Annotated in this window: 23 protein-coding genes, 1 tRNA gene and 1 pseudogene; 5 read left to right on the top strand and 20 right to left on the bottom strand. The window is 51.6% G+C overall.

Going from position 1 to position 23161, the window contains the following annotated elements; all coding sequences use genetic code 11:
• Positions 1-17: 17 nt before the first annotated feature.
• The 13 genes from EUZ85_RS11290 to arsS all read right to left on the bottom strand — a co-directional run bounded on the left by EUZ85_RS11290 (position 18) and on the right by arsS (position 12991).
• Positions 18-899 (bottom strand): hypothetical protein, encoded by an 882-nt coding sequence (locus EUZ85_RS11290; RefSeq protein WP_127969390.1) that lies wholly within the window; start codon positions 897-899, stop codon positions 18-20.
• A 39-nt stretch (positions 900-938) separates the two neighbouring features.
• Entirely contained in the window at positions 939-1799 is an 861-nt protein-coding gene (locus tag EUZ85_RS11285) for a class I SAM-dependent methyltransferase (protein WP_127969389.1), read from the bottom strand.
• A 165-nt stretch (positions 1800-1964) separates the two neighbouring features.
• Positions 1965-3281, bottom strand: coding sequence for a glutamate-1-semialdehyde 2,1-aminomutase (locus EUZ85_RS11280; protein WP_127969388.1), 1317 nt, complete (start codon positions 3279-3281; stop codon positions 1965-1967).
• Between the two features lie 19 nt (positions 3282-3300).
• Positions 3301-4026 carry a cytidylyltransferase domain-containing protein gene (locus EUZ85_RS11275; RefSeq protein ID WP_127969387.1) on the bottom strand — a complete coding sequence of 242 codons (726 nt, stop codon included), beginning with the start codon at positions 4024-4026 and terminating at the stop codon, positions 3301-3303.
• A gap of 34 nt (positions 4027-4060) precedes the next feature.
• Positions 4061-5116: a nucleotidyltransferase family protein gene (locus EUZ85_RS11270; RefSeq protein ID WP_127969386.1), complete on the bottom strand. Its 1056-nt coding sequence runs from the start codon at positions 5114-5116 to the stop codon at positions 4061-4063.
• A gap of 263 nt (positions 5117-5379) precedes the next feature.
• Positions 5380-6015: an acetyltransferase gene (locus tag EUZ85_RS11265; protein ID WP_127969385.1), complete on the bottom strand. Its 636-nt coding sequence runs from the start codon at positions 6013-6015 to the stop codon at positions 5380-5382.
• Positions 6008-7099 (bottom strand): N-acetylneuraminate synthase, encoded by a 1092-nt coding sequence (neuB, locus tag EUZ85_RS11260; RefSeq protein ID WP_127969384.1) that lies wholly within the window; start codon positions 7097-7099, stop codon positions 6008-6010. Before neuB ends, EUZ85_RS11265 begins: the two co-directional genes overlap by 8 nt.
• On the bottom strand, positions 7096-8280 hold the full coding sequence (gene neuC / locus EUZ85_RS11255) for a UDP-N-acetylglucosamine 2-epimerase (RefSeq protein WP_127969383.1): 1185 nt from the start codon (positions 8278-8280) through the stop codon (positions 7096-7098). The genes neuB and neuC overlap by 4 nt, the downstream gene beginning before the upstream one ends.
• A complete protein-coding gene (locus EUZ85_RS11250) occupies positions 8277-9461 on the bottom strand; it encodes a LegC family aminotransferase (RefSeq protein WP_127969382.1) in 1185 nt (394 codons plus the stop codon). Before EUZ85_RS11250 ends, neuC begins: the two co-directional genes overlap by 4 nt.
• Positions 9454-10434 carry an NAD-dependent 4,6-dehydratase LegB gene (locus EUZ85_RS11245; RefSeq protein WP_127969381.1) on the bottom strand — a complete coding sequence of 327 codons (981 nt, stop codon included), beginning with the start codon at positions 10432-10434 and terminating at the stop codon, positions 9454-9456. Before EUZ85_RS11245 ends, EUZ85_RS11250 begins: the two co-directional genes overlap by 8 nt.
• Positions 10435-10681: 247 nt before the next feature.
• Positions 10682-11344: a TIGR04282 family arsenosugar biosynthesis glycosyltransferase gene (locus EUZ85_RS11240; protein WP_127969380.1), complete on the bottom strand. Its 663-nt coding sequence runs from the start codon at positions 11342-11344 to the stop codon at positions 10682-10684.
• The gene (locus EUZ85_RS11235) at positions 11337-12032 is read right to left on the bottom strand and encodes a TIGR04283 family arsenosugar biosynthesis glycosyltransferase (protein WP_241567012.1); all 696 of its coding nucleotides are present in this window, start codon (positions 12030-12032) and stop codon (positions 11337-11339) included. Before EUZ85_RS11235 ends, EUZ85_RS11240 begins: the two co-directional genes overlap by 8 nt.
• Complete coding sequence (gene arsS / locus EUZ85_RS11230; protein WP_127969379.1) at positions 12029-12991, bottom strand: arsenosugar biosynthesis radical SAM (seleno)protein ArsS; 963 nt, start codon at positions 12989-12991, stop codon at positions 12029-12031. Before arsS ends, EUZ85_RS11235 begins: the two co-directional genes overlap by 4 nt.
• Positions 12992-13152: 161 nt before the next feature.
• Here arsS and EUZ85_RS11225 point away from each other — a divergent pair.
• From EUZ85_RS11225 to EUZ85_RS11215, 3 genes are all read left to right on the top strand, one after another.
• Positions 13153-13229 (top strand) — tRNA-Arg (locus EUZ85_RS11225).
• 968 nt (positions 13230-14197) lie between these two features.
• Entirely contained in the window at positions 14198-15076 is an 879-nt protein-coding gene (locus EUZ85_RS11220; RefSeq protein ID WP_127969378.1) for a hypothetical protein, read from the top strand.
• A gap of 218 nt (positions 15077-15294) precedes the next feature.
• Complete coding sequence (locus tag EUZ85_RS11215; protein ID WP_127969377.1) at positions 15295-15765, top strand: acetyltransferase; 471 nt, start codon at positions 15295-15297, stop codon at positions 15763-15765.
• Between the two features lie 60 nt (positions 15766-15825).
• Here EUZ85_RS11215 and EUZ85_RS11210 read toward each other — a convergent pair whose 3' ends face one another.
• The 5 genes and pseudogenes from EUZ85_RS11210 to EUZ85_RS11190 all read right to left on the bottom strand — a co-directional run bounded on the left by EUZ85_RS11210 (position 15826) and on the right by EUZ85_RS11190 (position 19080).
• Positions 15826-16071, bottom strand: a complete 246-nt coding sequence (locus tag EUZ85_RS11210) for a hypothetical protein (protein ID WP_129498736.1) — start codon at positions 16069-16071, stop codon at positions 15826-15828.
• Positions 16068-16649 (bottom strand): fibrinogen-like YCDxxxxGGGW domain-containing protein, encoded by a 582-nt coding sequence (locus tag EUZ85_RS11205; protein ID WP_127969376.1) that lies wholly within the window; start codon positions 16647-16649, stop codon positions 16068-16070. The genes EUZ85_RS11210 and EUZ85_RS11205 overlap by 4 nt, the downstream gene beginning before the upstream one ends.
• Positions 16650-16675: 26 nt before the next feature.
• Complete coding sequence (locus EUZ85_RS11200) at positions 16676-17197, bottom strand: hypothetical protein (RefSeq protein ID WP_127969375.1); 522 nt, start codon at positions 17195-17197, stop codon at positions 16676-16678.
• A gap of 2 nt (positions 17198-17199) precedes the next feature.
• Positions 17200-17652: pseudogene (locus tag EUZ85_RS11195) on the bottom strand (DNRLRE domain-containing protein); the annotation flags it as partial.
• Positions 17653-18492: 840 nt separating this feature from the next.
• A complete protein-coding gene (locus EUZ85_RS11190) occupies positions 18493-19080 on the bottom strand; it encodes a hypothetical protein (protein ID WP_127969373.1) in 588 nt (195 codons plus the stop codon).
• A gap of 873 nt (positions 19081-19953) precedes the next feature.
• On the opposite strand from EUZ85_RS11190, the gene EUZ85_RS11185 reads away from it, so the two are divergent.
• On the top strand, positions 19954-20472 hold the full coding sequence (locus EUZ85_RS11185; protein ID WP_127969372.1) for a GNAT family N-acetyltransferase: 519 nt from the start codon (positions 19954-19956) through the stop codon (positions 20470-20472).
• Between the two features lie 147 nt (positions 20473-20619).
• Here EUZ85_RS11185 and EUZ85_RS11180 read toward each other — a convergent pair whose 3' ends face one another.
• A complete protein-coding gene (locus tag EUZ85_RS11180) occupies positions 20620-21429 on the bottom strand; it encodes a lipase family protein (RefSeq protein WP_127969371.1) in 810 nt (269 codons plus the stop codon).
• Positions 21430-21529: 100 nt separating this feature from the next.
• The gene (locus EUZ85_RS11175) at positions 21530-22498 is read right to left on the bottom strand and encodes a hypothetical protein (protein ID WP_127969370.1); all 969 of its coding nucleotides are present in this window, start codon (positions 22496-22498) and stop codon (positions 21530-21532) included.
• A gap of 127 nt (positions 22499-22625) precedes the next feature.
• On the opposite strand from EUZ85_RS11175, the gene EUZ85_RS11170 reads away from it, so the two are divergent.
• Complete coding sequence (locus EUZ85_RS11170; RefSeq protein WP_127969369.1) at positions 22626-23099, top strand: Lrp/AsnC family transcriptional regulator; 474 nt, start codon at positions 22626-22628, stop codon at positions 23097-23099.
• The last annotated feature ends 62 nt before the right edge of the window (positions 23100-23161 follow it).

Genomic DNA, 23161 nt, shown 5'->3' with positions numbered 1-23161 from the left:
ACTGACTCTGACTGGTCTCAAGGCACCATCACCTTGGCTTGCCCCTTCAGGACAGGCCCATGCTGCATATCAATGGACTTTCCAGCAAAGCGTTGTTGCGCATATAACGGCCACAACTCATAAGCCTGTGTCCAGTGCACCGGACTGGGCAGCAGCAGCATCGTCGCAACGTATCTGGGAGAATGCGGGTCCCGTGAGAACACGCCGCGATGCAACACGTCCCGAGGTCGGAAAACCAGCGCTTCGCCAGCTCGCGTGCAATGATCGTAAGGCTTGTAAACAATATTGGCGCGGTCGAAGTACTCCCCCAGATCGGAGCGGCGTTCGTTGAGCGGTGGAAACGAATACCCCTGCTCCGCCAGCTCATAGGTAACATTAACGTCCAGTGCTTCCGTTCCAGCGCCGCTGATTTCTCCACCAGTGAAATAAATAATGATCTTAATATGCCCGGTAGGCCCTGCGTCCCGATGCCAGCGGTAGGACACATCGTCCTCCACTTGCGTGGGGAATGTGCGATGAAAGCACAGCGAGTGAACCATGTACTCGGACTGAAAGAAGTTCACCAGGATGCGGTCCATTTCCTGGTTGAGCACCGCCCCATACATCTCTCTTATCCAGTCTGCGTCATTCCGGTAGTCGAATCTGACCGTCTCCACGTGAGGGTCCAACCAGGCGCTGCGATCATCATTCTGCAGCCGCTGCAGCTGTTGCATGACACGCTCTAAATGCGCCGCATCCAAAACCTGCAGGCGGTCAAAGCCGTTATTGTAGAAAGATGAATATCCCGGCATGGTCAGATACCGGGTGAAAGCCTGCTGGCACTCCAGATGATACTGGCGACAGCCGGTTCGCAGGTCATAATGCTCCGACACTTGCTTCATGATTTCAGATGCGGACATAAAGCCTCCCCCTGATATGCGTCAGTCCCAGAATTCGCTCTACTTCAGCCGGAAGATCGTCATGATGTCGTAGGTTTTTCCCTCGAACTCTGGATGGGCGTCCTCCTGAAAAATAACCCGGTCAATGGAGGTTCCGAACAACGCCAGCAACTCATTGGTGTGTTTGAACTTGGCGCCCGCAGTGACATGGGGTTTGTTGTTGGCTTTCGACCATTGCTCCCAGTACGCCTCATCCACAATTTCCTGCACCTGACAGCCAATGGCGATGTGAGCGCCAGGCTTGGCCACCCGCAAAACCTCCTGCGCCGCCTTCTTGTTATCTTTGCTATACGCCAGCACCCAGCCAAGGATAATGATGTCGAAAGAGTGGTCCGGATAAGGCATGGCGTGCATGTCGCCAGCGTCGATATAGGGAGAAAAGCTGAACAGATCCAGACCACGGATATTATTTTCATTAAAGCCTGAGGATATCAGGCAAAGCAGCTCCGACTCTGAACGCGGGCCCACCGTCAGCACTCGCATTTTCGGCATGTTTCGCGCAATGTAGCCGATCTGGCACAAGGGGGCGATCAAGCGCTCCGGACGATTATGAGTGACGTCATCCGCCAGACAGGACATGTTGTATTCAATACAATTATCGATAACGGCGGAATCGACGTTCGCCGCCCGCTCGATACTGTCGCGATTCACCTGGGCCATACGGTTGCGGGTCAGTATCATTCGCACTGCCGGCACTTTCAGCAGGTCTACCGGGCTTTGATTGAGGTGAGCGTTAATGTCCGCCAGATCCTGTTGCGACAGCGTAACGGGCGGCAGCTTGGCGGGTTTGGGCGCAGATTCTGGGGTCTGCGTAATAGGTTGAATCTCTACAAAGTCATCGTGTGGATTGTGAGTCGTCATGGCTTCCTCTCTCGCACAGGCTGCTGTTCTTTGCCGGGGTGACGAAAATTTGTCTCGCCCGCCAGTTCTTTATAGTGACTGCAATGGGTACGCCATTGTATTTTCGAGCGCCAGCCGTCCGCCCGCGTCGAAAAACGCCGTATATACAATGTTATATAGCTGAGATCAGTTATATTTGCGAAAAACAGGTTTGATAACGGGCCCTTCCAGAAAGTCCTCCCATCCCGACTCCAGCGCTTGCGCGTATACCCTCAATGCGTTTTTAACCGCACTCAAGGTCTGCTCCAGTTCTTCTTCGCCATGTTCCCGACACAAGGCGATCCACGGCATCAGTACGCCCTGCCGGACCATTTCCTGGCTGAACAGCGTGCGCAACGCCATCGAAGGATTTCCATCACGATCCAGCGTCAGATAACCCGGAGAACAATCTATCCCTTCCACACGAAAGTAATCCGCCACTCCCGCTTCCGCCGCCAGGGCGTTCATACCGGACTTCAGCTTGGCCCCGTATGACCAGATGTGATTAACGACATCACGCTCCCGCAACATGGCCGCCGTTTTCACGAAAGCTCCCAGCCCGCACATTTCCGCGCCATGGGTTGTGGATAGCAAAAACAGGCGCTCCGTCCCGCTTTTTTCAATAGACCCCAACTCCATGATATCTCTGCGTCCGGCCACCGCCGCCACCGAAAAGCCATTGGCCATGGCTTTGCCGAATGTGCAAAGATCCGGCTTGATGTGATATTTATGCTGCGCCCCACGCAGATCCCAACGAAACCCGGTAATCATTTCATCAAGGACAAAGACGACGCCATGGCGCGCGCACAGGCGCTGCACGTCATGCAGAAAGGTTTCGCCCTCGTGAGTAGCTGACGGCGCAGGATGCTCCGATGTAGCGGGCTCCATGACAACACAGGCGATTTGTTGCGGATAAGCGGCGAAGAGTTGCTCCAGTGACGCCAAATCGTTGTAGTTAAAGCATTTGGTCTGCTCCACCACATTCTGCGGAATCCCTCGTGTCAAAGGCGTTGAGCCGATAAACCAGTCATCATAGGAAAAAAATGGATGCTGCCCGCAGCGCGCAATCAGATCGCGCCCGGTACAAGCCCGCGCCAATTTCACCGCCGCCGACACAGCGGTGGAGCCATTCTTGGTGAATTTGACCATATCCACCGAGTCGATCATGTCCACCAGCAGTTCGGCCGCCTCCAGCTCTATGGTCGACGCCCGTGTGAGATTGTTGCCAGCCCATATTTGTTCGATGGCGGCCATACTTACCGCTTCATCCGCATATCCCAGAATCACCGAGCGCAGCGCCATGCCGTAATCGAGATAACGCTTATTGTCCGGGTCAAATACATAAGCGCCTTTGCCTGACGTAAGGATCTGCGGCGCATTAGCGGGAAACTGGTCAAAACCTCTGGAGTAGGTATGCGCCCCGCCGGGAATGACATTCAACAATCGGCTTTGATAATCAGACATAAGGCCACGCTTAATGGGTTCACAAAGACTTCAGCTCTTCTCTGCGTTGCATGACAGCTTCCACGCAGATGAAATCCGTTAAAGTATCCACGTCCAGGGCTTTCCACTTGGGCACTACGTAGGGCAGAGTTCGATCGTGATAGAAACCGCCTTTCTCACGTAAAGCCTCAACTTTGGAAATATAGAGGGTGCCGTCAAAGTAATATACGTCTGGAATATCCTGCCGGCGCGGCATGGCGGCGAAGTCTCCGCCTTGATAAGGAGCCAGCATGCCGTGTTCATTGATCACCGCGCAGTACACTGGGTGATGAACATCGACATCCGCCACTCCGACAATCGCTTGCGCCTCGCGCGCCCCGAATAACATTTCCAACGCTTTATCCACATCGGTAGCTTCAGTGAGTGGAGACGTGGGTTCAAGCAGCACTAAGTAATCATAGGACTCGCCATGCTGCCGGCACCAATCCAGGGTATGCAGCAACACCGGCGCTGTCGGCGCGCAATCGCCCGCCAGCTCATCGGGTCGCAGGAAAGGAACCTCCGCGCCCTGACTCTTCGCCACCTCAGCAATCTCCGGCGAGTCGGTAGACACCAGCACTCGGTCCACATAGCGGGACTGAAGGGCCGCTCTGATTGGCCACCCCACCAAAGGAACGCCGCATAAGGGACGAATATTTTTCCCTGGAAGGCCTTTGCTGCCGCCACGCGCGGGAATGACAGCCAGTACCCGCTTACCGTCGATCATAAAGGCGCCTTTCCACAAACGAAGATAAAACGGCTCAAGCGAAATCCTCCATATAATCTTTCTGCGCTTTTTCAAAGTCATTCATGCGACCAATGTCCAGCCAGTATTCATGAATGGGGAACATCGCTACGTCCTTACGACACTCCATCAACTGTTGCAGTAAGGTCGGCATATCCAGATGCTGCTCAGGCTTGATATCCCTGATCACTTGCGGCTCCAGAACATATATGCCGGCATTGACGAAATAGGAATGCGTGGGTTTTTCCACAATACTGGTGATGCGTTGATCTTCCGCTTGTACAACGCCATAAGGCACCTGGAATTCGTACTCACGCACGCATAATGTGGCGGCCCCTCGCTGCTGCTGGTGAAAACGCAGCAAGTGTTCGAAGTTCACACGGGTCAGTATGTCGCCATTCATCACCAATACCGGTAAATCTGGCATGTCGTTCGGCAGCAGCCCCAACGCGCCGCCTGTGCCCAGAGGCGTATTCTCACGCACATACTGAATGTTGACGCCCCATTTAGAGCCGTCGCCAAAGTAGTCCATCACCATTTCCGGCTTGTAATACACCGAAATATAGAAATTAGAGAAGCCAGACGAGGCGAAGCTCTCGAGAATGTTTTCCAAAATAGGCTTATTGCCGACTTTTAAAAGAGGCTTGGGACAGTTGTTGGTTAAGGGACGCAAGCGCGTTCCCAGACCGCCCGCCATCAGCATGACAGGGTTGTCGTAGCGTGGTTGTTGCGCGATATTCAACAGGGTTTCCAGCCCCACTACCCGGCGCTGACTGTCAACAATAGGGATATGGAGCAGCTTGCGCCGTTCCATGATGGAGAGAATACGCGCCCGCGAATCATTGATTTCCGCAACTTTGGGCTCACTCTCCATAATCCGCACGACAGAAGCGGATAATGGGGTGTGATTGATCAGCGCCCGCCGTACATCGCCGTCAGTCACCGTACCCAACAGCCGCTGCTGCTCGTCGACAACCAACGCAATGCGCAAAGTGGCTTTTTCTATGACCTCGATCGCCTGTTCGATACTTGCTTGCGGCTGGATCAATACCTGACGCCAATCGGCACACATACTTCTACCCTCCAAACCAGTCGGATAAATCCCGCTGGACCAACCCGATTACATATATGGCAACACAGCAATCTTCGTTCCAGTCCTCCCGCCTTGGGTATTCGCCTCGTTCAACGCTTGCCGCGTAGAGGCGAAAGAGGGTGAATTGGCGACGCGTTGCATAATTGTTAATCGGCTTTTCTCCTTTATTCTTTAGTGGCGGTTACGCTTTCGCCACAGTCCGTTACAAAGACGACACAAGGCGAATACGTGGATTTGCCGCATCAGGAGAGCAGGCTGCTTCTGGGCGGCGCCAGTTTGCCGTTTGCAGGTATGTCTTTTGCCGCAACGGCGCCAGCGCCGACCAATGCATTAACGCCAATGCGAACCTGCGGCAGAACAGTCGCATGACTACCGATAAACACGCCGTTCTCTGTTTGCACGCCTCCGCATAAGACTGCGCCTGGCGCAATATGATTGTCCGGGCCTACAACGCAATCATGATCTATGACCGCGCGCGTATTAACGATGGTATTGGGGCCAATGACGCAGCCCGGTTGCAGGATCGCTCCCGCCATGATCTGACACCCTTCTCCCAAACTAATATCGTCAGACAGAACGGCATGAGGATGAACCAGTGTGGGAAAGCAGTATCCCTGAGAGGATAATTTGGCGAAAAGCTGGTTGCGCGCCATCTTGCCGGGCAGGTATCCCAGCGCATTGACCAGATCCACCGTTGAGGGGTCATAGTCGCTCAAGCGTTCATCGCCTCCCAACACTTCCACTCCGCGCCATAATCGCGTTCCCTGCGCAAAACCTGGGTCCAGCGCGCCAATAACCTTCGCCCCGTTCAGGATGAGGATGTCCATTAGCACCCGAGCGTGCCCGCCTCCTCCGATCAGCAGCACGGGCTTATTCACAAATAAGCTCCCCGGCCTGATAGTCCCGGGTCGCTGAGCCGCCCAGCAGCCGCCAGTACAGGAAGGGAGACATGCCACCCCCAGGCCGACTGACAGAGACGTTCAATGTATCGAAGCACTCCCCTTTTTTGATAAATCTCGCGGCGACCAGACTTTTTCTCGCCACTTTCCGATTCGCCATTTCCGCTTTGCTGGGTACTTTGACCGACTCTTGCAACGCCTGCTCAATCGCACGGATGCCCGCCACCATTTGCCGTAGTTCGTCCGGCTCCAGTGACGCCATGTGATCCGGCCCCGGCAGGTTACGATCCAGGGTGAAGTGCTTTTCCACAATGTCAGCGCCCAGGGCAACCGCCGCCAGTGCAATAGCAACGCCTTGCGTGTGGTCTGAATACCCCGCCCGGACGCCAAACGCCTGCCGATAGGATTGCATGACCGGCAGCCGCACATCGTCGAATGGCGTGGGATAATCTGTCGTACAGTGCAACAAGGTCACTTTGGCGCGAACCGCCTCGCGCCCTTCACGGCAACCCCAGGCGGACGCAAAGGCTTCCGGGGATGGCTGTTCTTCGCTTTCCGCCAACAGTCCAAAGGCCAGCGCGCCTAACGCAGACTCCACCTCTCCCAGAGTCGCCATACCGGTAGAGAGAATCAGACGCCCTTTCTCTGATTTTCGAACAGCGGCGGCATGTTCAAGGAGAAAAGGCGCGTTGGTGATTTCACCAGAAGGGATCTTCAGTTGCTCCACTCCCAGCTCATCCACCAGAAACTTCAGACTGCGGCTCTCGAAAGCGGTAGACATAAACCCGATGCCACGCCGTTCACACTCATCCCGCAAGCGACGAAAAACCGCGTAATCCAGCTCCAGCTGACGCAGCATTTGCAGTTGCGACTCCTCCGCCCTGGCCCCTCGTTTCTGATAGGTGGCCTTGGGCGCCTCTGCGGTGGCCAAAAGATCCGATTTGAAGGTTTGAAACTTCACGACATCTGCGCCAGCGTCGCTCGCCACTTCAATCAGCTGATGCGCCATGGCCTCATCGCCGTTGTGGTTCACGCCGGCTTCCGCAATGATCAGCGTCTTCATTCCACATCTCCTTGCGGCAGGTCGTAAAATGGTTTGAGCAATAGCGACTTTAATGGAACCTGTTTGAGAACCTCTGCAATTTGTCGGGCGGTGTCGCCACCTCCGTAGGGCGGCGTCATCCCGTTCAGGCTCGCCAGGAATTCAGGCTCCAGCGCGCGCGCGATCCCCTGGACAATGCTGGCGCGTTCTTCTTCACATTGGATGACGGAAGCCGCCTGCAATCGTCCCCCTTGCCTGCCGCCAATATTGACGGTCGGCCGTCCCAAAGCTGGCGCTTCGATCAAACCACTGGAGGAGTTGCCGACTACAGCGTCGGCGCAGCGCATGACACTCAGGTAAAGCAACTGCCCAAGGGAAGAGGAGACCACCACGCTGTCTCCGTGGCGCTCCTGATAACGGTGCAGACAATCAATGAGTTCACGACCATAAGCGTCGGCATTGGGATAGGTAAAAATCTTGAGGGTGTCCGGGTACTCGTCCAGCGCCGACAGCAGCGTCCGCATCGATTCCACCGGGGCCGTCTCACTCAGCGTCTCAGGGTGATAGGTAATCAGTAATACAGGACGCTCCATATCGACCTTTAACCGAGTCGCCACCTCGTCCTTGCTCAACAAAGGCAGACGCAGGATGTTCTCCACCCCCGGCGCGCCAACGTTAAACACTCTTTGTGGATTTTCGCCGAGCTGAATGACTCTGCGGCGGTAGGCTTCCGCTGCGACAAAATGTAATTGCGACATCTTGGTGATAGCGTGACGAATGGACTCATCTACAGCGCCTTCCGTCAGTTCCCCCCCATGAATATGGGCAATGGGAATACGCGCCAGCATAGCCGCCTGCGCCGCCGCCAAAGCCTCAAAGCGGTCGCCGAGCAATACCAAAAGATCCGGCTGCAGCCGTGCATAGGCGTCCGCCAACCCAATAACGCCCAGTCCAACGGATTTGCTGATCGCCTGAGGCGAATCCCCGGACAACAGCATTTCCACTTTTTCGGATATATGGAACCCATCGGCTTCGATTTGCTTCCATGTGGAGCCGAACTCCGGCGAAAGATGCATGCCTGTCGCCACCAGTTGCAACGTAAGCGCGTCATCCGCCTCAATTTCTTGCAACAACCAATACAGCAGGCCGTAGTCCGCGCGCGCGCCGGTCACGACACAGATTTTTCTTCGGGATGTCGTCATCGCCGTCGAACCACGCTGCTGGGGAGGTTGACCAGCCTGCGAGAGAGCTCAATGGAAGCCGTCAATCCATCATGGGCGCAGCCATCAAACATGGGCAACTCATGCAATAACCGCCAGACTGGGCGCATCTGCACGGACTCCATCAGGGCCGCTTCAAGTAACGCGATTTTCTCCTTCTCACTCGACACTAAAATAGCGTTCAGCCAGTAATTCGAGCGACTTTCCAGCGGCTCTTCCACAAAGGCCACAGACATTCCCGCCTGATTGAAAAAGTCACGGTAGGCGTGAGCCAAGTCACGCTTGGCCTCAATAAACTCTTCCAGTTGTTCAAGTTGGGCGCAGCCCAAAGCTGCATTCAAGTTGGGAAGACGGTAGTTATATCCCAGTTCAGGGTGAAAAAACTCATAAGGATGCGGCTGTTTCGCGGTTGTGGATAAAAACTTGGCGCGCTTAGCGAGACGTTCACTATTCGTCACAATAACGCCTCCGCCGCCGGTGGTGACCACTTTGTTACCATTGAAGCTAAACACTCCCATGTCGCCAAGCGTGCCCGTATGACGGCCTTTGTAGAAGCTGCCCAGAGATTCCGAAGCGTCCTCCACTAGCTTGATACCCCATTCCTGGCAAATATCTCTAATCTGATCAATCCCGCAAGGATGGCCAAACACATGCACTGGAACGCAGGCTTTTATCACCGCCCCTGTACTCTGATTGATCGCAACCCCACCTTCCTTACGGGCGTTGTTCTCCAACCAGTTCCGTAATGCATCCGCGCTCATGCCTAATGAATCTTTGTCGACATCCACCATCACGGGGCTGGCGCGGCAATACAGAATCGCCGCCCCGGTAGCCACGAAGGTCAGCGCCTGGGTGATGACTTCATCTCCCGGTTGCACATCGCACAGCACCAGCGCCAGATGCAGCGCAGCCGTACCGTTCACCGCAGCGACGGCGTAGCCCGCGCCGGTGTATTCAGCAATCTGGCGTTCGAACCTATCAACGAAAGCTCCCACGCTGGAAACAAAGGTTGAATCAATCGCTTCATTCACATACTGCTTATCCAGCGCGCTAAACCTGGGCTCATGCAAGGGAATCACGCCCTCGTTGGGAAAGGCCTTGCGAATAAACTCAAACAGTGGCTTATATTCCTGGCGACAGTCAGAGGCTAAGGAGTCAGACATTGTAGATATCCGCCTTGTACCGTCTCAGGTTCTCAGGACGCGTAAACCAGTCGATTGTTTTGCGCAGTCCCTGCTCAAGGTTGAATTTCGGTTCATACCCGGTGAGGCTTTTTATCAAAGCGTTATCACATTTAAGTCGAAATACTTCCGAGTTTGCGGGTCGCGCACGCTGTTGATCTGTCTCCATTACGACTTCCGCCTGCATCAACCGACAAATCAATTCGAAGGTATCGCCAATGGAAATTTCCGTATTGGAGCCAATGTTGACGACCTGACCAATCGCCTGCTCACATTCCGCCAACTCAATAAAGCCCAGGCAAGTGTCTTCCACAAAATTGAAGTCCCGTGTAGGCGACGGGTCTCCCAACTTGATTGAACTCTTACCCGCGGCGATCTGAGAGATGATGGTGGGAATAACCGCTCTGGCGGACTGCCTGGGTCCGTAAGTATTGAAAGGTCTCGCCACCGTCACCGGCAACTGAAACGCATTATGAAAGCTCAACGCCATGGATTCAGCGCCTATTTTGGAAGCGCTGTAGGGAGACTGCGGCTGTAAGGGATGCTTTTCATCGATCGGCGCATATTTGGCGGTGCCGTAGACTTCCGAGGTTGACGCGTGCACTAGCCGGCCAACGCCATTAAGCCGGGCGCCCTGGCAAATATTCACCGTCCCGCGAATATTGACGTCGACGTAGGTATCCGGCGCCGTATAGGAATAGGGAATGCCAATCAGGGCAGCGAGGTTAAAAACCACATCCACGCCCTTGGTGAGCTCGATACAATAATGCGGATCACGGATATCGCCATTCCAAACATCCAGATCCTTCAGGCAGGCGGATTGTTCCAGCCATCCCCAGTCATTAAACGAGTTGTAATAGCTGAGCGCACGAACCTGGTAACCTCGCGCATGCAGCATCTCCACTAAATGCGAACCGATAAATCCGTCCGCCCCTGTCACTAACGCTGTTTTCATTTTGAATAATCTTCAGGCCTGTCCGCCAAACACTTTGCGCACCTTGCGCTAATGCCTGGCGCCGACACGCGTATATTTGCTAAGTAAGCGCTTCCAGCTTCTCACTACCTGTACATTCTTCACTACTTATACATTCTCACTACTTATACATGAAATGTAGCTGTACGGGCCTTAAATTCAAGGAGGGATAGCAATTAGATTCTTTAATAATCAAGCAAGTAGCAGAGTAAAAGCTATTCAGAACAGGTTAATCGACGCGGGAATGCGAGCGTTCCTCCTCTTGACGCCAGCGCAGGTAGTCGGAGTAGTCATCAACATCCCAGGAAACAGGCAAAAGCTGATGACTCAGGCCAGCATCGCCTAATCGCTCAATAGTCGCCTGCAGAACCGTCTCAACGCCCCAGGCCATACCGCAGAGAGACAGCGAAGTAATATTACGCGCGCCAATCAACACATACCCCCCATCTTCCGCCGGCCCGAGCACCACATCAGAGCGATCCAGCGCCATCATCGCCTGGCGTAAGTAGTCTGGCGTGATTACCGGACAGTCGCTTCCCACCAATAACGTCTTTTGGGATTGCCTTAGTCCCTCCTCCAAAGCATGACTCATGCGTTCTCCCAGATCCGCGCCCTCTTGATAGCGGATCATCAGCTTCCTGGCCTGCGCCATGTGTGAGGGCTCCACCGTCGCGATCAGAAAGCGTTGCATAGCGTCGGCGTCATCCCAATGGGCGTCCCACCACAATTCTACGGGGCCAAAGTCGGATTCAAGCAAGACATTCAGCGTCTTGCGCAGAAGGGCTTCATGCACATCCAGCGCCCGCGCAGCGCCCAATTCCGGAATCAAACGGGTCTTCACCAATCCGGCGATAGGCCGCTTGGCGAACTGAATCAGGCAGCACTCAGACATTACCCGGCCTCCCGTAGTAGCGGCGAAACAGCTTGTCAGGGGCGACGCCGAGCCAATACTCGAAACGCAATCGCCACATTAAAAAGATGGTTTTCCACACGCCACGGCTTTCCCAGCGGCGACTGGAGGTAATCACCCTGGCGCGGATGCAGTAGGGCGGGCTCAGGCTTCGTAGTCGTTTACAGATTTCCACGTCTTCCATCAATGGAATGCGCGCATAACCGCCAAGCCGCTGAAAAACTGACCGACGAATAAAAATCGCCTGATCTCCCGTCGCAACCGAGGTGATGCGGGAACGCAGATTAATCAGGGTTTCCACTACGCGGAACATGAATCGTCGCCCAGACAGCGCCACATCAAAACGCCCCCAGTCAGCGTTGGACGCCACAAACGCAGTCAATTGTGCAATCGCGTCTTGAGGCAATTGCGTATCCGCATGTAGAAACAGCAAGACCTCTCCGCTAGCGCTCTCGGCGCCGTTGTTCATCTGCGTGGCGCGTCCAGGAGTACTGACAATAATCTTATCCACCCTCGGCTCGGCAAGGGACACCGTCTCATCACGACTGCCGCCATCAGAAAGAATAAGCTCCCACCCAGCTTCGCGCAGCGGTTGCAAAACCCGCAAAAAAGCCGAAATTGATTCGGCTTCGTTCAAAGTAGGAATGATGACACTGACGGGTATGCTCAATCCAGTGCGCCTCCACAGCTGCTGCCCTGTCCGGCGGTGCACCCATAGCAATGGTCCGCCGTGGCGATGGCGGAGCCTTCCAGATTCTCGGTCATCAAGTCTCGCAGATGCACTTTGGGCTTGTCTGACGCAATCAAGGGAATGTCCAGCATTTGGTTAAAGTCGCAATCGTATACATATCCCTGCCAGTCCACGCTGATCAGCGTGCGGCACATCACCGAATGTAAATTATGTTCGGAATAGGAGTCGTGCAGCAGTTGCATATAGTCATTGAACTGCCCTTTGGATAATAGAACACTGCCAAAACGACTGATCGGCATGTTGGCCAACACGAATAGCTGATTGAACTCTATGCCGTGATGATCCAACAGCTCGCGCTTATAGTCCGCCTCCAGCTTTTCCTGGGCTGACGGTAAAAAAGGGCCGCCCGGGTTGTACACCAGATTAAGGGTTAATCCGCTGCCCTCACGCCCATAGCCCAAGCCGTTGAGTTGTTTCAACGCAGCGATACTTTCCTGATAAACCCCTTTGCCACGCTGCTTATCCACATTCTGTTCTGCGTAACACGGCAACGAAGCCACAATCTCAACGCCTTGCTCGGCCAGAAAAGCGCCCAGATCCGCCTGTCCATCCTCATGCATAATCGTGAGATTACAGCGATCCATGACTTTTACGCCCATCCGTCGCGCCTCTGTCACCAGGGACCGAAAGTGAGGGTTCATCTCCGGTGCGCCACCGGTGAGATCCAGCACTTTGATTTTCTTTACCGAGATGAACTCAAGCACATCCGCAATCACCGCCTCCATCATCATTTCCGTCCTGGTAGGACCGGCGGCGACATGGCAGTGCGTGCAGCTAAGATTACATTTGTACCCCAAGTTGACCTGCAGGGTCTCCAGGGTTCCGCGTGTGACAGCGGGAAAGTTGGAAACCATCAACATCGGCCGTACATCTAACATCAGAGGCTCCTTACTACGGGGTCATATATTTATAAGAGTAATAGACAGCTGTCTCACTGGAAAGTTTCCCAACCGGCGCAAAGCGTTCAAGCGCCCTGCCCGTCCGGAAAATAGAGGGTTGAGAGAACGGCCCAATGCCGCTATTATTTAGCGCTCTTGGGGCCCTGGTGGCACAGCTGGATAGCGCGTCCCCCTCCTAAGGGGAAGGTCGCAGGTTCGAATCCTGCCCAGGGCGCCACCCCGCCTAGCTCGATACTACATAAAACCACCCAAAACTCTTTAATTCTGCGGCATTTCAGCGATTTTAATGTGTGGCTAATATTCACTCAAAAGCCCATTTTATACCGCTTTTCTACGCAGGTTTACGCCAAATTTACGCCGCAATTACGCCCAAAATGGTGCTCGATTAGAGACCTCAATGATCATTATCAGAGAGCGCAACACTCCAGCTATATCGATAGCATGTATAAAGCGTCTACATGCACCTACAGTAACAGGCGGAGATGCTCTAGAGTAGAAATAGGCAAGCTACTGACGACCACAAATACGTAGCATTACTTAATGTAATGCCAAATTTTCCGTATCGGTACGCAATTAACTCTCCAGAGAAATTATGTAAGATCTCCATTACTCTATCGGAGGTCGCAAAATTGTGTGTACAAAAACCAACACTAATATCCGACTTATGCCCTAAGTCCAATGAAAGCTGCGTATACAGAACGCAGGCTTCCGGCTGTAATCTAATCGATAACAGCGATCACTTTAAAAGAATCATTGAGCTCTTAACAAACTATCTGACAGCCAAGGATTCTTTCCAACTGGCGTTTTCCATACAGCAGGCGCTTGCCTATTACGATATTCCCGCTTACATATTCAGGTTATCCATAAACAAAAAGACATGGATATTTTCTGATGGCGACTATCTTTTATTATCCGACGTACAGGATATATCAGAGACTGCGTTAGAATCTCCTCACATCATTTTTCATGAGAACTACTGGATAAACGTCAACAAACACTTCACGTTTAAGATGCTTGTAGACGCGCAAGAAAGGGAGCGCTATATGGAGCCGCTTTTTCTTCTAACAGAGACAATTAATTCAATCGCCGCCTCCATACCTGGAAATGAAGCATAAAAAATCCAAAAGCAGTATATTTTCGTAAATATATTCGCCCCAGAATACGCTTAAAACAAGGCTCGCCTTTATGCTTCACTTATTAAAACAGAGTAATAACCCAACCTCCTCTGGCGACTTCGCTAGATCCAATATCAATAATAAAAAACATGCATCCAGCACCAGCAAAGTCTCCGAACTGGAGAAAAAGAACGCGGAGCTAGAGGAATCAAACAGAGAGCTATCTAATCTTTTGATGGATCAAATGCGATCCAATAGCTCACTGGGAAATATTATCTCCCTGTTTGAAAAAAGTAGCCATGAGAGTCAGCCATTAAAGGTTAGCGCACATATTCAAGAAGCGCTAGCTTGCTATGACGCTGAATATTGCTTCCTGGTTAACTGGCCAGAGCAACACTACCTTTTCTCACACGACGGCTTTATTACTGACTTGCAAGCAAAAATAATCACTCACCTGACGCTGCAGAAAGACAGAATCATTCGATTTAATAACAAGACTCTCATCAACTATCCTTATTTCGCTATCTGCTTGACCCTGTCGGACGATAATAAGTTGGATGATCTGACTCGTCTGTCACAGGTGTGTGACTATATTATTGAAAACTTAGCAAAGAGCAGCCGCGAGAAAGTCGCCAAGCGTCGGCTTAGTCAAAAAGCGTTGTCCGACACCATCGCGCTTTTGGACAACATCATGGATATAGAGAACACATGCAACAACTGCACTATGGATTGCTTCTCAGATTTTAGATGGACCATTCAAAGCACCATTATAGGTATGGATTTGGCTCCAGAAGATGAAAACAGAATTACCCATGTACTGGAACAACTCCTTGAGCAGTTTGAACAGAGACAGGTTTCAACCAGGACAATAGATAAATATCTTCGTCGCGCTAAATGCAACCTGTTGCAACTCGACTCTGAAGATAAACTGGGAAAAAGCTCATCCTGATTTAGTGTCTACGCCAAACATCAGAACGACTAACTGACCTTATGTCTCATCACCCAGATTAACTGATGGCGGCGGACACAAAAGTAAAGCCACAGATAAGTACAAATTATGGCGCTCTTAATAGCACTCATCTTTCCCACGGATTTAGCGCCTCATAAGCATTTGATAAATAAAAGCAAAGGCAGTATCTTCCATGCCCGATAAATGGAGTTATGCTTATGTCAAACACATTCCACCAACACAGCTCAACACTTCGACTCCGCCACGTTGACGCTGATGAATATCCGGAAATTATCAAGGTCTGGGAGTCCTCAGTGAGAGCCACCCATGACTTTTTGTCCGAGGAAGATATTCAATTCTTCAAGCCACTGATACTCAATGAATACCTGAAGGCGGTAAACCTGAGATGCGCCAAGAATGCGGATGGTAAAATACTGGGGTTTGTCGGCGTCGCGGATAAAAATATCGAGATGCTATTCGTCACCGCTGAAGCTCGCGGAACAGGCGTTGGCCGCCGCCTGCTGACTTACGCTGTCGATGAGTTACATGCCGTTAAAGTCGATGTAAATGAGCAAAACCCACAGGCTGTGGGTTTTTATGAACGCTTCGGCTTTTGTATTGTCGGACGCTCTCCCACCGACGGGATGGGGAAGCCTTTTCCTTTATTGCATATGGAGCTCTCACAATAAAGCCAGCCCAAAGGCCCTGCGAGTTTCTCTCAGGGCCTTTGGGCTCAGTCCTAACGTATATTATTTTATAAAGTAGAACAGCTCATTTTGCTCGTTATAAGACACCGCTGATGAGTACGGCCAAATATCAAACTTCGCACTTGAGTGCTGATACAGCGCCGCACCGGCATTTGAGTTTCCAGAATAATTAGTGTTAGGAATCACTATCATCGAGCAGGCTGAGCCGGCGTGATTACAATCAACTTCTTCATTGTGCCAAATCGTGGCGGCTTTAAATGAAGGATTGTAGTCACTCTTTTCACTCAACTACCTGCGTCTTGCAGCGACAAGCAGTTACCTGATTTAAGTTTGCTATCACTTATGGTTGAAACCCTGCCGTATTCATCAATAAACATCATGCCAGCGCTCATATTGTCACGTAGTTGGCTCCATGCCCCTGAACTAATGACCCCTAGGTCTGACGAAGACAGGCTATCGACTACAGGTATGCCGGACATGCCATCAGTTAGGTGAGCCACCAAAGTCCAGCCGCCCCCATTAGTTTCCATATCACAATAGGCGTCAAACGCCGTTAACAGCCCATCGCCATCAGGATCAATGGCGTACATGTCACTCGCTGCGCCAGGGTTTGCCGAAAGAATGGCGCTACAGGATATTCCTCCGCCAACAGGCGACGGCGCAACGCTTGAATGTGCAACGATGATGAAATGAGCGTTCAAACCGGAACTGTTTCCTGTTACCAGCGCGCCGGTGGAATTGACATGACTGAATGTAAGGCTATCAGGCGTTAGCTGGTTGATTGTTATCGCGTCACCAGTTCCACCAATCGATGCTTGCATCGTGGCGACAAAGGAAACTGACTCTGAATTCAGATTGTGGGTCAACTCAAACTGCCCATCGCTGATCTCGCTTAATGCCCAACCGCCAGGAATAGCCGAGCTCCCTGGCGCATCCAGATTAATAAACCCGGCGAATACATTAGAGGCGATCCCGCACTTAATTTTTCGTAGACGTCGCCATTGCTCTTATCCAAATACAGATCGCTTTCCACCCCCAATGAGGCGGATGGGGCGCCCGATCCCGTGCGCCATTTTGAGGCGACGCCGCCTCCGCCCAACTCTTTCAGGTACAGAAAGCTGGCTTGGGCCACAGCATAATTGGCTGCATCGCCAGAGTTATCCAGAATGCCCGCCTGCAATAAGTGCACGCCTTCCGTCAGACCAGAATAGGCGCAAGTCGCCGTACTCAGAGTGACAGAACAAGTCGTCAGATCACCCCCATCCAATGTCACCACTAATGAACTCAAGTCGACGCCGACGTCATCGGAATAACGAATGACAAAAGAAGTGGGATCGGAATCTATAAGAATCGGGAATGTGGGCGCAGCTATCTCTATCGTCGGGGGAAGATCAACGCTTCCGTTGGTCGTCACAATCAGCCTCGCGCTATTGCGCCCTCTTTGGAGCTGAAACTAATACTGCCGTCTTTGTCTTCCCGGCGTTTCTTTAACGCCCAGCCATAGTTAGTCCCTGTCGCCAGCATTTGCGCAACGTCCGCCATCACGTCAAGTTGCACGGAACCGCTATTAATATTCTTAACATCGACACTATCAGTCGCGGCGGCGCTGAAGTCTCCACCATCCCAACCGCATACAGGAGCGCTGGCGCAACGCCATGTCGCCTGACTCTCGTTCCAGTCCTCCTGCGCACGGTGCAGATCGATCAACGAGCCACCTCCGGCCCAGTCATTACCGTTAAAGTCGACATTCAAAGCCAGCTTAACTGAGGTGATGTTACCGGCGTAGTCCGCCAAAGAAGAGAGGTCAAACTTTACCAGCGCACGCTGCGTATTGGCTTCAGGAGAAATAGAAAGATATGGGCTGCCGCCCTGATTGGAGTCAACTCACTGCTCCTGTAAAACCGTGTCCGCAACCGGCTCAAGGACTACAACGCCAGCTTGCGCGGCTGCAGGCAGCGCACCTAGCGCTATTGCCGCTTTAACGCCTGTCGTCAGCTTCCATCTTTGCCACCAAACCTTCTGGTTTAAATCACCCGCCATGCGCCACTCGCAAATATTGATCAGAGAAAGTGACTATTATTTACACAAAGACGTGACAGTCAGTTCAGTTAGGGCGTTATTTTGTAACCAATAGCCACTGAAATAAAACGAGCAGGGTGATAACCGCTGCTTTCATGAAATGCGTGTAGAAAGGCCAACATATCAGTCAGATGGACTTAGATGTGACTTTTTCTCTTTCTAACTGATCTAGAGGTGGGGACAACTGTGTATTTGACAGCCATACGAGCAACATCCCATTTCTGCTCACATTGCTCACATAGATCAAAACTCCCACATGGCTTTGTTAATGACTCTTTCCCACACCCTTCACATTTTTCTGGAGATCTTCGAATTAGTGCATAAACGCCTAAGAACAACAACAAAAACAAAATCATAGCGATCGTGAGCATACTGTCTCCCGGATTACTGCCTGCGTTTTCGACAACTAAGCCATCCACTTACGCTTTACTCGGTTCCGGTCCCTTACAACAAAGTGTAGAGCAAAAAACAACCAGCATGTATAGCTATGACACAATTTTAAATTGAAAACGCCAAGTAACAGAGAGGCGGATGAAAGAAGAGAAAAGGCAGGAAAAAACACTACAGAGACAGGATTAAAATAAAGGGGTATTTAAAGGGGGCGGATATTCAGCCCCCTCGAACGGGAAATTACGCCTTCCCTTTTCTCCGACGAACAGCCGCCATTGATACAAGGCCTAAACCTAACAAACCAACAAGAGAGGGCTCGTCAACGAAGATATAGTAGCCTTTGTCTCCGTACAGTTTTGCCTCTTTATACTGGTCTGGAGTACATTCAGGCTTGTCGCTGCCGGGCTCAGGCACAGGCGTACAGCTATCGTCATGGAACAACATCTCAGAGAAAACAGACGTTACCCTGATCATTCCCAAACCATCTGTACTATCCAGGTAATCTGTTAACAGATCTCTGATTTCGAAGGAATAATGATAAACACCGTTTTCCTTTAGGCTGTCCCAAGGACTAGGAAACTGCAGTGGATACGGGTCGTCCAGCAGATTTTTCCATGTCCCGTCCTTAGACAAGTAGTCAAAACTGAAAGCCGTTTCATAGATGAAGATGTCTTTGCCATCAGGTAAGTCGTCAATGACTATATCGTAGTCCAAAGTAACGCTGGTCGATTCCGGCCAGGGCATACCCCAATGATTCTTGATATCAACGTATGACGCCGAGGCGTTCAACGATAGTACTGAGAGTAGTGTCAAAAGAGCAGATTTCATAGTATCTGTCATCCGTGTTGTGTTTTTATAAAAAGCGCACTTGGCTAAAATAACGACAGCATTAAGGCGTCCATCTCGAGCAACCGGATTTCCTTTCAACCGGCGTTTTCACCAACTAACTGCAAATAAGATCGGCAAAAACAGCGCCATTCTGTCCAATTTTCAGCAATACCCGCAAATTACAACTTTGCTGTCAGGTTTGCTATTTCAAACGAATACCTGTTTCCTGTCAACGAGTTAAATTGCATATAAAGTGCAACTTCAGCATGTATTTTCGGACTAGGAACTTCGGAGTATACAATGCTAATTAAAAGCTACAGAGAGTTATGTAGATATTTCCCGAAAGCATAAAGCTTTCGCTACATATCGTCTCTATCAAGCTTTCCAAGGCTTGGCTCACAGGGGCTCCCGTGATAAATGCAATTGAGCAAAGCGAAGATCTTGGGCGCTTATTTCTCTGAGCTAAAAAATAAGGATATAAACCCATCCTTTTTCGATTAAAGCGATAAACAATTACAAATACCGTCACAACTTCCTTCAGGTATTTAAGTTTTCAAGCTATCTAAGGATTATATAAATTTAGCCAGAAAAGCTTATAACCGACAATTATAAAGATAACGCCCAATATAACATCCCTGAAACGTCAAATTTACACTCCCAGTTAAAGGGTAACAGCCGCCTAAAACTTCCGCCTCTGACAGCTTTATACTGCGCATAGTGTGCTGAGTCATATGCCTAGACCCCGACTCTAGCTGGCTTCAGCTGTAAGCTATCAACCACAGCATCCGACTAAAACCACCTTGATTTCATTCCATTTTTTCTCAAAATCGCCTTTAATAGCGCCCTTTTTAAGAAGAGACGCCCGCTGTAACAATGATTGAGACTTCGAGATTAATTCTGCGCCCGGTTGAGTCCACGGACCTGCCGTTCTTCAAAAGCTTCCTTTCCTGCCCGGTTTCGACCCGTTTCCTGCCTAACGAAGGGCCTTACTCTCCAAAGCAGATTGCAAGTTATGTCTGCAACCGAGAGCAGCATTGGCAGCGTGGATTTGGTTCTTTCATGATCATTTGCAAGTCCAGTACGGAGTATGTGGGTTATGTGGGCGTAGAAGAGAGTCCCCGTCCCGGCTGTTTCGATTTACGTTACGGCGTGGCGCGCGCCCATGCAGGGCGTGGATTCGCCAAAGAGGCTGCGATCGCCTGTATTGAGTATGCGTTGGGACGGGAGGAGTTTAATCAGGTATACGGCGTGTCGAAAGAGAATAATCTGGCTTCAGTGGCCATACTGCAGAAGCTCGGTATGACGCCCGCCGCGGATACTCGTCTTTATGATGCGGACGGTCTGTTGACCTTCGCTATCAGCGCCGCCCGCTTTTATGAGTTGTATGACTAATTTCGTTATTGACATGGTAATGATATTGGCATGTGAATAATCAGCGCCTGCGCGGCGGCTAGCAGCGGGAGACAGGGCCTGACCTGTGCAGGCCCTGTCGTTGCAGACAAATAGAAGGAAGCTATTTGTCTGCCGGATTAATAATAGTTAATCCGACTGCGGTTTGTCAGGGTGATCCAGCGCGTAGCTGTAGCAGTCTGAGGCGCTGTGATTGCCCGCCAGGGAGCCGTATTGCGCCGTGAAATCCACGGGAATCCCGACATGCTCGTAGAGGTCGCGATCCAATACGCCGGGAGGCACTTCCGGCACCAAATCTGTGGTATTAACGATGCGATAAGTGGGTACGCCACATTGGTTGTAAGCATTCACAAACTCAGGATCGCCTACACGAGGACTGGCCAGATTATAATGCCGCACATTTAAGTCGCCCGGCTTATAGACGGAATGATTGATGATATCAGGCGTCGCCAGTGTCGAAAGAGAAGAGCCGAGACTATGCCCTCCGATCAGAAGGCTCCTGGGATTACTTACCTGCTGTAAGGCTTCCAGAATTGCCTGATTCATTGTGCCGTAGAGCTTCAGAAAGCCGTCATGGGCTTTGCCATAGCCAAATACCTGTGGATAGGGATTCTGCCCGGCTTCGGCGTCATCAATCCAGTCATCCAGCGACTCCGTGCCGCGAAACATCAGATAGACATCTCCGGCATCCGTCCAGGAGACGAAGGCAAAGGGCTCTGTAGTTTTGAAAATCCACAGCAGGGTTTCCGCCCCCCAGATAGGCTGACTGTAGTTCATCGTCGGCCCTTTCGGGGTCCACTTGAAATGATCTTTATGAGGCTTTTTCTGGTCCACCCACTGGTCGTACATGTCGTAGGCGGTATTCACCAGGGTGGCGCAAGTTCTCGCGTCTTCCATATGAAAAGGCGCGGGAGGGAAATACATGGGGATGGCGCTCATTCGTATTCTCCTGTGCTCCTTGGAAACAAAAGCCGGCGCATGCAGGAGCCGGCTATTGATTGAGCATAGACCAGAATACGACGCACGCCGTGCAGACAGTCTAGGCGGCTGCTTCCCGTAAGCGTCGGTTTTGCACCGGCAGCCGCGCCAGCACGCCGATCACAACCAATGCAAATAATAAGCGCCCCCATAAAATGGCTGACATATCGGCGCCAAGCAGCATGATCACCAAGGTGTCCTCGATCAGACTATGACAGAGCCCCAGGAACCCCATCGTCAGAAAAATATCCCGACGTGTAAGACATCCCGAGCGAGCTTCTTCTATCAATAAGCCTGCGCCAAAACTTAATCCCAGAGTCACGCCGATGACGGTTACGTTCGCCGCTTCGCGCCCAATTCCCAACACCCGAAGCACAGGAAACAGCAAAGCGTGCATCCACTTTTCCACTCCCAGCCAGCGCAGCATGCGTAAAAAGGTCATCAGGAAAACAATAATAAAAAAGATGCCGCCCCACGTTTTGATCTGCGCTAGCCACCACATATCCGCCGGTCCTTCAGCCGGACGCCATAAGAAGTGCGCGGGTTGCTGTAGCAGGCCGGTCGCGCTGTAGAAAAGATGCAACAAGGCGCCCAACGCCAAGCCGCCGCCCACTCGTATAGCGAGTGTTGCACGCCAGCTAACGCCAGCGCTTTTAGCGACAGCGCCCTCAACCGGTAATCCATGCCCCACCAACATCATGGCGCCCAGCACAGATATCTGCGCCACTGTCAGAGGGTCCTGCGCTGTAATATCCACTAACAACGCCATCCCGGCGTAGATATTGGTCAACAGCACCGTGGACCAAACCACGCCCATCGACTCCGGCAATCCCACCAGACTCATGACCGGCGATAATATCCAGGCCAATAACTGGGTTCCTCCCGCCATATCCAGCAGCTTCACCGCGACCAGGGCGGGAACCGTAACTTTTATCAGTGTCCAATAGACTTTGAGAATACTTTTCGCCAGCTCGACTGATTCCTGCTTTAAACGCATAAACCAACTGCTGCCAGGTTGTGAGGCGGACATGACATTTCCCTTGAAGTGCATTAACGCCTGCTATTTTAAAAGTTAGACATTTAATTATTTCCTCTCTTTTACACTTTTCTTCTCATATAATTTGTTTGTTTCCAACTTTTCAAAATTTTATTAACTCATGACGTTAGATCGCATTGATAAAAAAATTCTTTCGCAGTTGCAAAGCGACTGTAGCCAGACCAATCTCGATCTGGCCGAGAGTGTTGGTCTGTCGCCTCCCGCCTGTCTCAAGCGCGTGAAGAAGCTACGAGAGGAAGGCTATATTCAGAAGCAAGTGGCGATTCTCGACCCGGACGCCTTCGGCGCCTGCCTGCATATGGTGGTGGAAGTGGTGATGGAGCGAGATCGCCTGGATCTATATCAGCAGTTCCTTAAGCGAGCGACCGCCGCCAGGGAAGTTAAGCAGTGTTACCAAGTTACCGGAGAGGTGGACTTCGTGCTGGTGGTGACGGTGCCCAATATGACCGCCTACGATAAGTTCTGTAATGAAGTGCTCTATGCGGAGCCTAACATGCGCAAGTTCCGCACATTGATTTCCATGCAGCGGCATAAATTCGACACCACATTGAACCTGGACACTGTTGCGTCCTGACGGCGTCTCGGTCGCCAATAAAGACCGCAGCGGCGGCTGCGGTCTGTTTAGCTGAAGAATCA

The sequence above is a fragment of the Hahella sp. KA22 genome, assembly GCF_004135205.1.
Lineage (GTDB): Bacteria > Pseudomonadota > Gammaproteobacteria > Pseudomonadales > Oleiphilaceae > Hahella.
The sequence above is the reverse complement of the archived record's forward strand: the minus strand, read 5'-3'. Positions and strand labels throughout refer to the sequence as shown.